At 60.8% G+C, this 13661-nt stretch carries 11 protein-coding genes and 2 riboswitches; of the genes, 5 read left to right on the top strand and 6 right to left on the bottom strand.

The features are described from left to right. Nucleotides 1-272 precede the first annotated feature (272 nt). Nucleotides 273-677, bottom strand: coding sequence for a MerR family transcriptional regulator (locus ACIOZM_RS03135; RefSeq protein ID WP_401209447.1), 405 nt, complete (start codon nucleotides 675-677; stop codon nucleotides 273-275). A gap of 78 nt (nucleotides 678-755) precedes the next feature. Here ACIOZM_RS03135 and ACIOZM_RS03130 point away from each other — a divergent pair, with 78 nt between their 5' ends. Continuing rightward, on the top strand, nucleotides 756-1979 hold the full coding sequence (locus ACIOZM_RS03130; RefSeq protein ID WP_401209444.1) for an NADH:flavin oxidoreductase/NADH oxidase family protein: 1224 nt from the start codon (nucleotides 756-758) through the stop codon (nucleotides 1977-1979). Between the two features lie 12 nt (nucleotides 1980-1991). Here the strand turns inward: ACIOZM_RS03130 and ACIOZM_RS03125 are convergent, their stop codons facing one another. The 5 genes from ACIOZM_RS03125 to cobW all read right to left on the bottom strand — a co-directional run bounded on the left by ACIOZM_RS03125 (nucleotide 1992) and on the right by cobW (nucleotide 10598). Then, complete coding sequence (locus ACIOZM_RS03125) at nucleotides 1992-3638, bottom strand: phospholipase D-like domain-containing protein (protein ID WP_401209441.1); 1647 nt, start codon at nucleotides 3636-3638, stop codon at nucleotides 1992-1994. A 235-nt stretch (nucleotides 3639-3873) separates the two neighbouring features. Beyond that, nucleotides 3874-4605 (bottom strand): VWA domain-containing protein, encoded by a 732-nt coding sequence (locus ACIOZM_RS03120; RefSeq protein ID WP_401209439.1) that lies wholly within the window; start codon nucleotides 4603-4605, stop codon nucleotides 3874-3876. Beyond that, a complete protein-coding gene (locus ACIOZM_RS03115; protein ID WP_401209436.1) occupies nucleotides 4530-5531 on the bottom strand; it encodes an ATP-binding protein in 1002 nt (333 codons plus the stop codon). The genes ACIOZM_RS03120 and ACIOZM_RS03115 overlap by 76 nt, the downstream gene beginning before the upstream one ends. 141 nt (nucleotides 5532-5672) lie before the next feature. Next, complete coding sequence (gene cobN, locus ACIOZM_RS03110) at nucleotides 5673-9521, bottom strand: cobaltochelatase subunit CobN (RefSeq protein ID WP_401209434.1); 3849 nt, start codon at nucleotides 9519-9521, stop codon at nucleotides 5673-5675. 3 nt (nucleotides 9522-9524) lie between these two features. Beyond that, nucleotides 9525-10598 (bottom strand): cobalamin biosynthesis protein CobW, encoded by a 1074-nt coding sequence (gene cobW / locus ACIOZM_RS03105; RefSeq protein WP_401209700.1) that lies wholly within the window; start codon nucleotides 10596-10598, stop codon nucleotides 9525-9527. A 100-nt stretch (nucleotides 10599-10698) separates the two neighbouring features. Next, a riboswitch (cobalamin riboswitch) is annotated at nucleotides 10699-10910 on the bottom strand. 186 nt (nucleotides 10911-11096) lie between these two features. After that, nucleotides 11097-11317, top strand: a riboswitch (cobalamin riboswitch). 119 nt (nucleotides 11318-11436) lie between these two features. Here cobW and ACIOZM_RS03100 point away from each other — a divergent pair. The 4 genes from ACIOZM_RS03100 (at nucleotide 11437) to cobM (ending at nucleotide 13601) form a co-directional block, all read left to right on the top strand. Next, complete coding sequence (locus tag ACIOZM_RS03100; protein ID WP_401209431.1) at nucleotides 11437-11634, top strand: CbtB domain-containing protein; 198 nt, start codon at nucleotides 11437-11439, stop codon at nucleotides 11632-11634. Nucleotides 11635-11645: 11 nt separating this feature from the next. Then, nucleotides 11646-12353, top strand: coding sequence for a CbtA family protein (locus ACIOZM_RS03095; protein ID WP_401209428.1), 708 nt, complete (start codon nucleotides 11646-11648; stop codon nucleotides 12351-12353). Then, a complete protein-coding gene (locus tag ACIOZM_RS03090) occupies nucleotides 12350-12763 on the top strand; it encodes a cobalamin biosynthesis protein (RefSeq protein ID WP_401209425.1) in 414 nt (137 codons plus the stop codon). Before ACIOZM_RS03095 ends, ACIOZM_RS03090 begins: the two co-directional genes overlap by 4 nt. Before the next feature lie 91 nt (nucleotides 12764-12854). After that, nucleotides 12855-13601 carry a precorrin-4 C(11)-methyltransferase gene (gene cobM / locus ACIOZM_RS03085; protein ID WP_401209423.1) on the top strand — a complete coding sequence of 249 codons (747 nt, stop codon included), beginning with the start codon at nucleotides 12855-12857 and terminating at the stop codon, nucleotides 13599-13601. Nucleotides 13602-13661: the final 60 nt, after the last annotated feature.

Raw genomic sequence — 13661 nt, 5'->3', positions numbered from 1 at the left:
CAGACACGGCAAAACGCAACGCGAAAGCTCTGGGGCTGCGTTGAATACGATAGTCGGAAGTCGAAAGACTGGATGTTGCGAGTGCGTCAAGACCGCGCCGTGGCGCGAGGGAGTCAGATAACTGGGAGGCTCCGAGAGGGTGTTCATGCAAATCCTGAATCAAAATTGGCCTTGGAGAGTACAGGCTGTAGTGCCTGAATCCCCAGCGCGAAATCATTTCAAAATCTGTATGAACTGCACTTTCCAGGTCCTTATCGCAGGCAGGCCGGCGCTCAAAGATCGCGTTTGCCCATCACCCGCTCGGCATTCGCGCCACAACCCATACCCTCCGGCCGGGTGCGAATGTCGTCGATCACGCAGAGAAGTCGCGCCTTGTTTTGCGCAAGTTGCAGCTGCATGGCTTCAATCTGCTCCACCTTGCGCGTCAGACCGGCAATCAGTTCGTCTTCCTTGAACTCACCGGTCGCGGCGTCAGGCAGTAATACTTTGAGCTCTTCAAGGCTGAACCCGGACTGCTGCGCGAGCCGAATGATGTTCAGCGACTGCAGGACTTGCGGCGGATAACGCCGATAACCATTGCCACCGCGCTCGACCTTGGGGATCAGCCCTTGTGCCTCATAAAAACGAATGCGCGAAGCACTCAAGCCGCTCATTTGCGCCAATTCACCAATCTTCATTGCGGCCTCGTTTTCTACGCTTGACATTAAAGTTAACTTTAAGCTTAGCCTCGCTGCATTACCGACGAGGAGTCAAGCATGTCACCCTTCCAAATCCTGCAATTGCCCAACGGCCAGACCATCGGCAATCGCATCGCCAAAGCCGCCATGGAAGAAAACCTCGCCGACCTCGAACAGGCACCCGGCGCCGCGCTGTATCGCTTGTATCAAGCCTGGGCCGAGGGTGGAGCCGGACTGTTGTTGACCGGCAACGTGATGATCGATCGCCGCGCCATGACCGGCCCGGGTGGCGTAGTGCTGGAGGACGAACGTCATCTGCAACGCTTTCGGCAATGGGCAACCATTGGCCGCGCCGGCGGTGCGCAATTCTGGATGCAACTCAATCATCCCGGACGCCAGACCCAAGCCAATCTGGGCCAACAAGCCTGGGCACCTTCCGCGGTGGCAATGGATTTGGGATCGTTCTCGAAGATGTTCGCCGAACCCAAACCCATGACCGAAAACGACATCGAAGAAGTCATTCAGCGCTTTGCCACCAGCGCCGTACTCGCGGAAAAGGCCGGTTTCACTGGCGTGCAGATTCATGCAGCACATGGCTATCTACTCAGCCAGTTTCTCTCGCCACTGACCAATCGCCGCACCGACCAATGGGGCGGCTCGCTGGAAAATCGCGCACGCCTGTTGCTGTCTGTCATCGAGGCCGTTCGCCAGGCCGTTTCACCAGACTTCTGCGTGTCGGTCAAACTCAACTCGGCGGATTTTCAGCGTGGTGGCTTCGACACCGATGATGCGCGACAGGTGATCGAATGGCTCAACGAGCAAGCCATCGACCTGCTCGAACTCTCGGGTGGCAGCTACGAAGCGCCGGCCATGCAAGGTGAAGCCCGCGACGGCCGGACACTCGCGCGTGAGGCATACTTTCTGGAGATGGCCAGCGAACTGGCAGGCGTGGCGCGCATGCCGGTCATGGTGACTGGCGGCATCAGACGCCGTGCGGTCGTTGAGCAAGTGCTGGATAGCGGCGTCGCCATGGCCGGTATCGCTACGGCACTGGCCGTTGAACCGGGACTGGTCAAGCAGTGGCGTGAAGGCACTGACAGCCACCCGCAGCTGCCGCCGATTCGCTGGAAACGCAAACCGCTGGCGGCACTGGCGAGCATGGCCGTGGTGCGCTTTCAGATCCAGCGGCTCAGTCGCGGCGGCAAACCGCACCCCAAGGTCTCGGCGGTTTGGGCGTTGATTCTGGATCAGTTGTACATAGGCCGGAGGACCCGCCAGTATCGGCGGGCGATGAACACATAACGAATCGCCTGTTTAACGTCCGGCGAAGCGCAATCGCGACACCTGTCGCAGATCGTCTTTCACGTAATAGTCGTTGGTCCACGTATCACCCACCGCCAACGGCTGCACCTGTTTCAGCGCCAGTTTTTTCGCGAAATAGCGAAAGCGGTAATGCTCATAAAACCGCAGCAATTCCAGGCCATAGCGATCGGCCAGATCGGTGTCGCCACGAATGATCAGGTAATTTTCGTCATTGCCGTTACTGGCTGAGGTGCTGAGGTTGTGGCTGCCGCTGATGATGGTTGGCGCATCGCTGGTGAAGTCGGTGACCACCGCTTTGGTGTGTACCAGCAGGTTGCCTTTCTGGCCCTTCATGTTTTCCTTGAGCCAGCCTTCCAGCCCGGTGTTGAGCAATGCCGTGGCGGCGAATTCGGCAGTACGGTCGGCGTGGAATCCGGTGATGCGGCTGGCGGTGTTTTGCAGGCCGAAACGCAGAATGTCGTCGTGAGGTTCGCCGAGCAAGGCGTTGAGGATCGCGTCGGGCAAGGTGAATGCGGTGACGAACAGCACATCCTTTTTCGCTGCCTGGATGATCTCGACGAACTCGCGCAGATCAGCTCCGCCAGTGCGTGGCGAGAATCCGGCAAACAGTGGCTGCGTCGGGTCCATCGGGTTGTGTTCGGTGATCCAGGTACGAGTCGCGCCGACATCGGCCGGAGTGGCCCAGACTTCTTCGAACGCTTGAAGATAACGTGCGCCAATCGCCGCATCGTCGAGTACATGCACCACGTTGGCCTGGCGATAGACGCCATTGGCGGTGAAATTGGTGCTGCCACACAACACCGCTTGCGGTTGGCGCTGACCATCGGCGGCGAGGCGGCTGAGGACGATGTATTTGTTGTGGAAGATGTTGTGCGTGACGCGCGCGCATTTGTTCGCTGCCGGAATTTTCGCCAGATTCGCTTCGTTGAGCGTGGTGTCCTCATCATCCGGGCGCGCGTGATAAATCACGCGCACCTGCACGCCCCGGGCGAATGCCGCGCTGACCGCGTCGACAATCGCCTGCAACTGGTACTCGTAGATGGCGATATCGAGTGACCATTGACCGTCCGTTGCACGCGCGATGAAAGCCAGCAAACGCTCCAGCAGGCCATTTTCCAGCCATAAGCGTGCCGCATCCGGCCAGGCTTCTATAGGCATGTTTTTGTTGGCGCTGATCTGCGCATCGAGATCGGGAAACTTGCGCTGGAACGCCTGACTGGCGGCCACCGCGCGGTTGAAGATCACGCTCTGATTGGCCGGGTGCCCATCGTCAGAAGTGATGCTCAGCTCCAGCGATTCGCCTAAAACCGGCGCATCGGCGGTGCCATACGCCAGATGCACGCGATAGTGCATGGTCGCCCCGGGATTGACCGCGTAATCGGCCCAGCGAAATTTTTGCAACGGTGCTTTGTCGCTCGGCGTGGCGTGGTACTGCGGGAACGTATGGGCTTTGCCCGGAAAGGTCAGGCTGTTGAACAGGAACAACCAGGGTTTGTCACCCTGCTGCTTTTCAATCGCAAACCCGAGCAAGCCTTTGCGCCGGGGTTCGGCAAGGTCCATGGCCAGCAGCACACCGTTGGTGCCGGCGTAGGCCTTGACCCGAAAATCGTCCTGAGGGTTCGCGACCAGTACGCGCATGGGTTCACTCCTTGTGAATGGCTGCGCTGGAGCATAGAGCGTCGATGCTGAATTGCCAGATCATTCCGAAAGCGAGTAGAACCCATCGCTGGCAAGCCAGCTCCCACAGTGTTTTGTGGTAGCCACGAGGGCGCTGACAAAACAGCTCTCACAACTTCTGGTGGTGGCCACAAAATCTGGATTCAACACAAATCCTGTGGGAGCTGGCTTGCCAGCGATGAGGCCCGCGGAGGCATCAGAGGTCATCGATATGCCGATAATCCGCTTCCAGCGCCGCAGCCAATTGCTTCGCCCGCCCCAACCGAATCGGCCCGCGCTCGATGTCGATCAACAGCCCCGGACATTCCAGCGCTGTCAGGCCCGACCATTCCTTCAAGCGCCCGTCCGTGATCACCAGCAACCGCTGCTGCTCCGCCGCAAAGCGCTTGCGCCGTAGCGTCAGCCATTGCTGCGCCTGATCCAGCGCCGACAGCAACGGCGTGCCGCCACCCGCGCCCAGATTCTCCAGCCATACGCGCAATCCGCTTGACGCCGTCAAGCCTTGCACCTGCCATTTCGGCGTGGCACCGCTGGCGGTCAATAACGCCAGCCGCGCACGCTGCCGATAGGCATCATCGAACAATTGCGCGAGCAGTCCCTTGGCATCACTCAGCGCTTGATGACGGCGAGTCGACGCCGAAGCATCGACAATCACCAGCCACAATTGATGGGCGGAACGGGTGCGCAACTGAAAGCGCAAATCGGCTCGTGTCTGCGGACGTCCGCTGAGCAGCGTTTCCGGCCAGTTCACCGCCCCGCTGCGTGCAGCATGACGCTTGCCCTGGCGGCCATTGTCGAGTTTTCCGGCACGAGGTCTGGCATTCGCCCCCGCGTCGGATCGGGGGCGAATGCCTAAGGCTTTTTTGGCCAGCTCGGCACTTCGCGGCGGGCGCCGGTGGCCAACGCCGGCGCGGGCATTTCGCCCCACTGGCCCTGGCCGTCGCTTGGATTGCTTTGACTGTTTGGCGACGATTGCGCAGGTGATTGCGGCGCGGGCGGCGACTGCTCGCGACGACGATGACGCAGGGCAAATTCGGCCACGGCGTCGATATCCTGCTCGGCAATAGCCTGAGCCCCACGCCAGGCCGCATGCGCACGAGCTGCTCGCAGCCACACCAGATCGGCACGCAAGCCATCGACGCCGGCAGCGAAACAACGCTCGGTGATTTGCGCCAGCGCGGCATCGTCGAGAGGAATATTGTTCAGGGTTTTCCGGGCGTTCTCGCAGCGTTCTCGCAAGGCTTGCTGCTCGGCTTCCCACTGCGCGCAGAACGCCTGTGGGTCGCTGTCGAAATCCAGACGACGGCGAATGATCAGCCCGCGCTCGCTCGGTACGGTATGGCCGCCAAGGGCGACGTTGAGGCCGAAACGGTCGAGCAACTGAGGGCGCAATTCGCCCTCTTCCGGGTTCATGGTGCCAATCAGGACAAACTTCGCCGAATGCCGATGGGAAATACCGTCGCGCTCAATCAGGTTGGTGCCGCTGGCCGCGACATCGAGCAGTAGATCGACCAAATGATCGGGTAACAGATTCACTTCATCGACGTACAACACGCCGCCGTCAGCCTTGGCCAATACGCCGGGGGAAAACTGTGCGCGGCCTTCGCTCAGGGCGGCGTCGAGATCGAGGGTGCCGACCAGACGTTCCTCGGTGGCGCCCAGTGGCAAGGTGACGAACTGGCCGCTGGCGAGCAGATCCGCGAGGCCGCGAGCCAATGTGGACTTGGCCATGCCGCGTGGGCCTTCGATCAGCACGCCGCCGATTTTCGGGTCGATGGCGGTGAGGTACAGCGCGAGTTTCAGATCATCGGCGCCGACCACGGCGGACAGCGGAAAGTGTGGGGTGTCAGTCATTTTCGATACTCGGTCATGGTCGGTGAAAGGCTTTCAACTGTAGGAGTGAGCCTGCCCGCGATAGCGTTTCATCAGTCAAATTTCTATTAACTGAACCGACGTTATCGCGAGCAGGCTCGCTCCCACAGGGGCTGCGGTGTGTCAGCCATCTTCTTCTATATCCAGCAGCAGATTTTCCAGCGCCTCTTTATACAGCCCCGGTTCCTGCCACATCCCGCGTTGCTGAGCTTCAAGCATCCGCTCTGTCATATCGCGCAGCGCATGTGGATTATGCTCACGGACGAAATCCCGGGTCGCCGGATCAAGCAAGTAGGCATCCGCCAGCAAGGCGTACTGGTGATCGTCGATCAACTGCGTGGTGGCATCGAAGGCAAACAGGTTATCGACTGTCGCCGCCAGTTCAAACGCACCTTTGTAGCCGTGACGCTTGACCCCGTCGATCCATTTCGGATTGGCTGCCCGTGAGCGAATCACCCGGTTCAGTTCTTCCTTCAGGGTGCGGATTTTCGGCAGATCCGGTTGGCTGTGATCGCCGTGATAACTGGCCGCTGCTTCGCCGCGCAAGGTTTCCACCGCCGCCAGCATGCCGCCCTGAAACTGGTAATAATCGTTGGAATCGAGCAAGTCGTGCTCGCGGTTGTCCTGATTCTGCAGTACCGCTTGCACTTGGCTCAAACGCTGAACGAATTGTTCGCGAGCGGCAGTGCCTTCATCCGAGCCGCCGTAAGCGTAGGCGCCCCAGTTCAGATAAACCTCGGCCAGATCCTCGCGGCTCTGCCACAAACGACCGTCGATCGCGCCCTGCACGCCTGCGCCATAAGCACCGGGTTTGGCGCCGAAAATCCGCCAACCGGCCTGACGCCGTGCAGACTCATCGTCCAGACCCGATGCCAGCAATGCTTCGCGCTCGGCGCGCACCTTGGCGGCAAGTGGGTTGAGATCGTCAGGTTCATCCAGCGCCGCCACCGCTTGCACTGCCGCGTCGAACAGCCGGATCAGATTGGCGAAGGCGTCGCGGAAGAATCCCGAGACCCGCAACGTGACATCGACCCGTGGCCGGTCGAGCAAACTCAATGGCAGGATTTCGAAATCATCGACGCGCTGACTGCCGGTGGCCCACACCGGGCGCACGCCCATCAGCGCCATGGCCTGGGCGATGTCATCGCCGCCAGTGCGCATGGTCGCCGTGCCCCAGACCGACAGGCCGAGCTGGCGCAAGTGGTCGCCGTGATCCTGCAAATGCCGTTCGAGAATCAGCGTGGCCGACTGGAAACCGATGCGCCACGCGGTGGTGGTCGGCAGGTTGCGTACGTCCACCGAGTAGAAATTACGTCCGGTCGGCAGCACGTCGAGGCGGCCACGACTCGGTGCGCCGCTTGGCCCGGCGGGCACGAAACGACCGCTGAGGGCGTCGAGCAGGCCGCGCATTTCTGCCGGGCCGCAAGCGTCGAGGCGTGGCGCGACGACTTCGCGCAGCGACTGGATGATCGCATCAACATCAGTCCACCCCGCCCCCTGTAGGAGTGAGCCTGCTCGCGATAGCGGTTTATCAGTCGCATCTGTGTCAACTGAAAGGATGCCATCGCGAGCAGGCTCACTCCTACAGGGATCATTCAGTGTTTGGGAGATTAGTTGCGCGGCGAACAGTTCGAGACGTTCGCGGGTATCACCGGCTGTGCGCCAGACTTCATCGCTGACCTGTTGCAGCTCTTCAGGGCGCGGTCCGACCCACGGCTCGGCCAACGCGCAATCCAGCGGATCGAAACCCAGCTCAAACGCCTTGGCCAGTGCCCGCAGCAGACTCGATTGCGCGCCCTTGCCGTCGCCACGCGGAATCCGCAGCAACGCCAGCAAGGTATCGATGCGCAAACGCCCGGTCGGCGATTCGCCAAAAATATGCAGACCATCGCGAATCTGCGATTCCTTCAGATCACACAAATAAGTGTCGAGACGCGGCAGCCAGATCGCTGCATCGGCGTCGCTGTCGAGCGCCGCGTCGAGTTGCAGTTCGCGGTCAATCTGCGTGTCGCGCACCAACTGCAGAATGTCGCGCTGCAACTCGCGGGCACGGCGCGGATCGAGCAATTGCGCTTCGTAATATTCGTCAGCCAACAGCTCCAGATTACGCAACGGGCCGTAGGTTTCGGCACGGGTCAGCGGCGGCATCAGGTGATCGATGATCACCGCTTGCGTGCGGCGCTTGGCCTGGGCGCCCTCGCCCGGGTCGTTGACGATAAACGGATAGATATTCGGCAGCGGACCGAGCAGTGCATCCGGCCAGCAGTTTTCCGAAAGTCCGACGCCCTTGCCCGGCAACCATTCAAGGTTGCCGTGCTTGCCGACGTGAATCACGCCATGGGCGCCGTAGGTCTGGCGCAACCAGAAGTAAAACGCCAGATAAGCGTGCGGCGGCACCAGATCCGGGTCGTGGTAAACCGCACTCGGATCAACCTGATAACCACGGGCCGGCTGGATACCAACGAAGGTCAGGCCGAAACGCAAACCGGCGATCATCATTCGCCCGTCGCGACACATCGGATCGTTTTGCGGTGTGCCCCAGCGCTCCAGCACGGCGGCGCGGTTGGCTTCGGGCAAGGCTTCGAACATTTTCAGGTAGTCATCCATGCCCAGACTTTGCTGGCATGGACGCTGATCGAGGGTGTCGAGGTCATTGCTGACGCCGCCGAGCAGTTGCTGAATCAGTTCGGTGCCGCTGGCAGGCAGCTCAGCCGCCAGCGGATAACCTTCTGCCTGCATCGCCCGCAGGATATTCAGCGCTGCCGCAGGGGTATCGAGGCCGACGCCGTTACCGATCCGACCATCGCGGGTCGGGTAGTTGGCGAGAATCAGCGCAATGCGCTTTTCGCCATTCGGCACCCGTGCCAGATCGATCCAGCGTCGCGCCAGCTCCGCGACAAAGTCCATGCGCTCTGGCGCGGCGCGGTAACAGACGACATCGGACTGACTGCGCTCACTGCGCCATGCCAGATCCTTGAAGCTGATCGGACGGCTGATAATGCGTCCGTCGAGTTCCGGCAACGCGATATGCATCGCCAAATCCCGTGGGCCGAGTCCTTGCTCACTGGCGCGCCAGCCGGGTTCGTTGTCCTGAGCGCAGATCGCCTGAATCACCGGAATGTTGCGACGAAACGGCCGCAGATGCGGTGCTTCAGGGCTGGACTGGGCGAAACCGGTGGTATTTAAAATCACCCCGACTTCGACCTCATCCAGCCAATCCTCGACCACCGTCAGGCAGCCGAGCTCTTTCAAACTGGCCACGGCAATCGGCAAGGGGTTAAGCCCTGCCGCTTGCAGACGTTGGCAGAAAACATCGATGAACGCAGTGTTCGCCGCTTGCAAATGCGAGCGGTAAAACAACACCGCCGCCACTGGTTGACCGGGCAGCCATTCGGCTTGCCAGTCACTCAGTGCGGCGGTGTTTTTTTGTGGATGGTAAATCGCCGTGCGCGGCAAGGTTTGCGGCTCGGCCCAGCCGTAATCCCGGGCCAGCCAGCGATTGGCCAGACAACGGAAAAAATCCAGCGCGTTGCCCATGCCGCCCTGACGCAAAAACTGCCAGAGCCGGTCACGATCCTCGGCACCGACGGTGCTCAAGTCACTGAGTTCCGGGTCGGGACGGTCGTCGCCCGGCACCAGAATCACCTGCACACCGCGCTCGGACAGTTCGATCAGTCGCTCGACGCCGTAACGCCAATAAGCGATACCGCCGTGCAGCGAGATCAGAATAACTTTGGCGTGACGCAGAACCTCATCGACGTAGAGGTCGACCGAGGCGTGGTTCTGCACCTGCATCGGATTGGCCAGACGCAGGCTCGGGTAATCCTCGGGTAATTGCTGCGCGGCTTCGGCGAGCAGCGCCAGGCTGGAATCGCCGCTGCACAGAATCACCAGCTCGGCGGGGGTTTGTCCAAGGTCGGCGATGTTGTCATCCGACACGAAACCGCCGGGCTGGGTCCTGAGCAGGTGCATGGGTTAAACGCTGAGCGCAGCGCGCAATTGCGCTTCGAGTTGCGCGGCGTCGAGTTCTTGGCCGATCAGCACCAGACGCGTGACACGCGCTTCATCGGCGCCCCACTGACGGTCGAAGTGCTTGTCGAAACGCGTGCCCACACCTTGAATCAGCAGGCGCATCGGCTTGTTCGGGATCGCCGCGAAACCTTTGACGCGCAGGATGCCGTGCTTGACCACGAGTTGCGTCAGGGCGTCGAGCAGCAGGCTTTCGTCAGCTTGCGGCAGTTCGATGGAGATCGAATCGAAGGCGTCGTGATCGTGGTCATCGTGGTCGTCATCGCCTTCACCGTGGTGGTGATCGTGATGGCTGTGACGGCTGTCGATGTGTTCTTCAGAGCCGGCGCCGAGACCGATCAGCACGTCCAGCGGCACGCGACCGTTGCTCGCTTCGATGATTTTCACTGCGGGCGGCAGCTCTTCGGCGACTTCAAGACGTACGCGAGCCAGATCTTCCGGACTGGTCTGATCGGCCTTGTTGAGGATGACGAGGTCAGCGCTGGCCAGTTGGTCGGCGAACAGTTCATGCAGCGGCGATTCGTGATCGAGGTTCGGGTCGAGTTTGCGCTGGGCATCGACCTGATCCGGGAACGCAGCGAACGTACCGGCAGCAACTGCCGGGCTGTCGACCACGGTGATCACCGCGTCAACGGTGCAGGCGCTGCGGATTTCCGGCCACTGGAAGGCCTGGACCAGCGGTTTTGGCAGGGCCAGACCCGAAGTTTCGATCAGGATATGGTCGAGATCACCGCGACGCGCGACCAGTTCACGCATCACCGGGAAGAATTCTTCCTGGACCGTGCAGCACAGGCAGCCGTTGGCCAGCTCGTAAACGCGGCCAACAGCCTCTTCCTCGGTGCAACCGATGGTGCATTGCTTGAGGATTTCACCGTCGATGCCGAGTTCGCCGAACTCGTTGACGATCACCGCGATACGGCGGCCCTGAGCGTTGTCGAGCATGTGCCGCAGCAACGTGGTTTTACCCGAACCGAGGAAACCGGTGACGATGGTGACGGGGAGTTTGGCCAGTGTTTTCATCGCGATGCCCTTTGGCAAGGTGGCGGGCAACGGGACGAGGACCGGCAACGCGGTCGCGCCTGCCAGAAGAGTTCGCCACCGGATCACCCCGCCCGGTTGTAGTGAGAATCTGTGACGAGGCAGGTCTCCTGGCTGACGGCGTTCAGGCATTGAGCCTGGCATTCACTGCGCCTTCCCGCCGGCTCTTTGCAGAGTCTGGCAGTGGCGTGGCAGCGAACATCGCCGTTCACAGTTGCGGGGGCAGCCGCGGCTTGAACCGCGTTCCCTTCTTAGCTTCGACAGTGTCGAAGAACCTCGAATGCGCAAGGCTACGCATCGCTTGGGAGCGGGTCAATGTCCAAGCGAGGTTCGTACCGACTGGAATGACGCCTTCGCGAGCAGGCTCGCTCCCACAGGTAGCGCTTTCCAATGTGGGAGCGAGCCTGCTCGCGAAGGTAGCGACTCGGTTTCAAGACGAACGCCCATGTCAATTTGACTCAAATCCCCCGCCCATGGTCTCCTGTGCGCCTTGTTACGGGTGCCCTTTACTGGGTGAAACGGGAAACCGGTGAATCATGTGCTTTACTCAAGCGCATGTCAGTCCGGTGCTGCCCCCGCAACGGTAAGCGAGCGAAGCGTCAGATCCACTGTGCCCAAGGCATGGGAAGGTGATGCTTGCAGGTCGGCTGAACGCCAACCCCTCGTGAGCCCGGAGACCGGCCCGCAACACACAGTGCGCGAAATCGCCACTGAACATAACAACCCGCGGTGGGCGGGCGCTGTTTGAACCTCTGCGTGCCCGGCTCGCAGGGGTTTTCATGCGCTCTACCTGTCCGCTGACACTTCAGAGGGAAGCGCCATGTCGATCATCAGCAGCACCGGCAGCAACACGGACAAAATCTCCAGCACTACCACCCTGAGCCAACGCCTGATCGCCGCCATTGGCGCGTCGATCCTCGGCGCCTGCCTGGTGTATTTCGCCGGTTTCTCGCACATCGAAGCGGTACACAACGCCGCTCACGATACCCGCCACAGCGCCGCGTTCCCGTGCCACTGAGACCTGCCGATATGATCAAGCGTATTGCGCAAACCGCAGGTTTCACCGGTCTGCTGGCCGCCCTGCTCCTCACTCTGCTGCAAAGTTTCTGGGTTTCGCCGCTGATTTTGCAGGCCGAGACTTACGAAAAATCCGAGCCGGCTGCCGTTGAAGTCCACGAACACGCCGCTGGCGCCATGGCTGCGCACACTCACGACGCCGAAGCCTGGGAGCCGGCAGATGGCTGGCAACGCGTGGTCTCGACCACTGGCGGCAATCTCGTGGTAGCGGTCGGTTTCGCCCTGATGCTCGCGGGTCTCTACACCCTGCGCGCGCCGACCAAAACCTCCCAGGGTTTGCTCTGGGGTCTGGCCGGTTACGCGACTTTCGTTCTGGCTCCGACGCTGGGTCTGCCGCCTGAATTGCCGGGCACTGCCGCAGCAGATCTGGCCTCGCGGCAGATATGGTGGATCGGCACTGCCGCGTCCACGGCTGTCGGCCTGGCGTTGATCGTGTTCAGTCGTCACTGGCTGATGAAGATCCTCGGTGTGGCGATTCTGGCAGTGCCGCATGTACTCGGCGCGCCACAACCGCAAGTGCATTCGATGCTGGCGCCGGAAGCGCTGGAAGCACAGTTCAAAATCGCCTCGCAGTTGACCAACGTCGCGTTCTGGCTGGCCTTGGGCCTGATCAGCGCGTGGTTGTTCCGCCGCAAAAATCCTGGTCAATACCACGCATGACCGATGCCAGCGCAGCGCCGACCTTTGTGGTCGGCCTGGGCTGCCAACGCGGCTGCCCCGTCAGCACGTTGCGCGCATTACTCGATCAGGCCTTGCAGGCCCATCGCATCGACCTTCAGGCGATCAAGGCCCTGGCCAGCATCGATCTGAAACGCGACGAACCCGGATTGCAGGAACTCGCCGCACAATTGGCGTTGCCGCTGTTGTATTTCAGCAGTGAAGAACTCGCCAGCTATCAGGCACGATTAAGCCATCATTCACAAATCGCCTACGAGCGAACCGGTTGCTACGGTGTCGCCGAAAGCGCCGCGCTGGCGCTGGCCGAACAGCTGATTCAGGCACCGGCAAAACTGCTGATTTCCCGGCAAAAGTACGCTCAGGCAACGCTGGCATTGGCCGGCGCCGCATAAAATCCCGATAATCTGCGCCATTGATCATGAGCATTCTTCATCTGAGTGCCCTGTGAAGCGTCACCCTGCCCTGTTTTTTAAGGATTCAACGATGACCGTCTACTTCATCGGCGCCGGCCCCGGCGACCCGGAATTGATCACCGTAAAAGGTCAGCGGCTGATCCGCAGTTGCCCGGTGATCATCTACGCAGGCTCGCTGGTGCCCGAGGCGGTGCTGGAAGGTCATCAGGCGGAAACGGTGGTCAACAGCGCTGAATTACATCTGGAACAGATCATTGATCTGATCAAGTTCGCCCATGCCAAAGGACAGGATGTGGCGCGGGTGCACTCGGGCGATCCGAGCCTGTACGGCGCAATCGGCGAGCAGATTCGCTATCTGCGCGAGCTGAACATACCTTTTGAAATCATCCCCGGCGTGACGGCTACTGCCGCGTGTGCAGCGTTGCTGGGCGCTGAACTGACCCTGCCGGACGTCTCGCAAAGCGTGATTCTGACCCGTTATGCCGACAAGACCGCGATGCCGGCTGGCGAGGAACTCGGCAGCCTCGCGCAGCATGGCGCGACCATGGCGATTCATTTGGGGGTCAATCATCTGGAGAAGATACTCGCCGAATTACTGCCGCATTACGGCGCGGATTGCCCGATTGCAGTGATTCATCGGGCGACGTGGCCGGATCAGGATTGGGTCACTGGGACGCTGGAGGATATTGCCGGGAAGGTTACCGCCAAGGGGTTTCGGCGTACGGCGCTGATACTGGTCGGGCGGGTGCTGGGCAGCGATCATTTCAGTGAGTCGTCGCTGTATCGTGCGGGGCATGCGCACCTATACAGGCCCTGAAAAGCAAAAGATCGCAGCCTTCGGCAGCTCCTACAAGGGAATGATTACACCTGTAGGAGC

It is taken from the genome of Pseudomonas sp. NPDC087346 (assembly GCF_044744235.1).
Classification (GTDB): domain Bacteria; phylum Pseudomonadota; class Gammaproteobacteria; order Pseudomonadales; family Pseudomonadaceae; genus Aquipseudomonas.
The sequence above is the reverse complement of the archived record's forward strand: the minus strand, read 5'-3'. Positions and strand labels throughout refer to the sequence as shown.

Excerpts from the sequence above, each read along its gene's own strand:
- ACIOZM_RS03090 (WP_401209425.1), top strand. The coding sequence starts at position 12,350 with ATGACCGATGCCAGCGCAGCGCCGACCTTTGTGGTCGGCCTGGGCTGC.
- cobM (WP_401209423.1), top strand. The coding sequence starts at position 12,855 with ATGACCGTCTACTTCATCGGCGCCGGCCCCGGCGACCCGGAATTGATC.
- ACIOZM_RS03095 (WP_401209428.1), top strand. The coding sequence starts at position 11,646 with ATGATCAAGCGTATTGCGCAAACCGCAGGTTTCACCGGTCTGCTGGCC.
- ACIOZM_RS03130 (WP_401209444.1), top strand. The coding sequence starts at position 756 with ATGTCACCCTTCCAAATCCTGCAATTGCCCAACGGCCAGACCATCGGC.
- ACIOZM_RS03100 (WP_401209431.1), top strand. The coding sequence starts at position 11,437 with ATGTCGATCATCAGCAGCACCGGCAGCAACACGGACAAAATCTCCAGC.
- ACIOZM_RS03115 (WP_401209436.1), bottom strand. The coding sequence starts at position 5,531 with ATGACTGACACCCCACACTTTCCGCTGTCCGCCGTGGTCGGCGCCGAT.
- cobN (WP_401209434.1), bottom strand. The coding sequence starts at position 9,521 with ATGCACCTGCTCAGGACCCAGCCCGGCGGTTTCGTGTCGGATGACAAC.
- ACIOZM_RS03125 (WP_401209441.1), bottom strand. The coding sequence starts at position 3,638 with ATGCGCGTACTGGTCGCGAACCCTCAGGACGATTTTCGGGTCAAGGCC.
- ACIOZM_RS03135 (WP_401209447.1), bottom strand. The coding sequence starts at position 677 with ATGAAGATTGGTGAATTGGCGCAAATGAGCGGCTTGAGTGCTTCGCGC.
- cobW (WP_401209700.1), bottom strand. The coding sequence starts at position 10,598 with ATGAAAACACTGGCCAAACTCCCCGTCACCATCGTCACCGGTTTCCTC.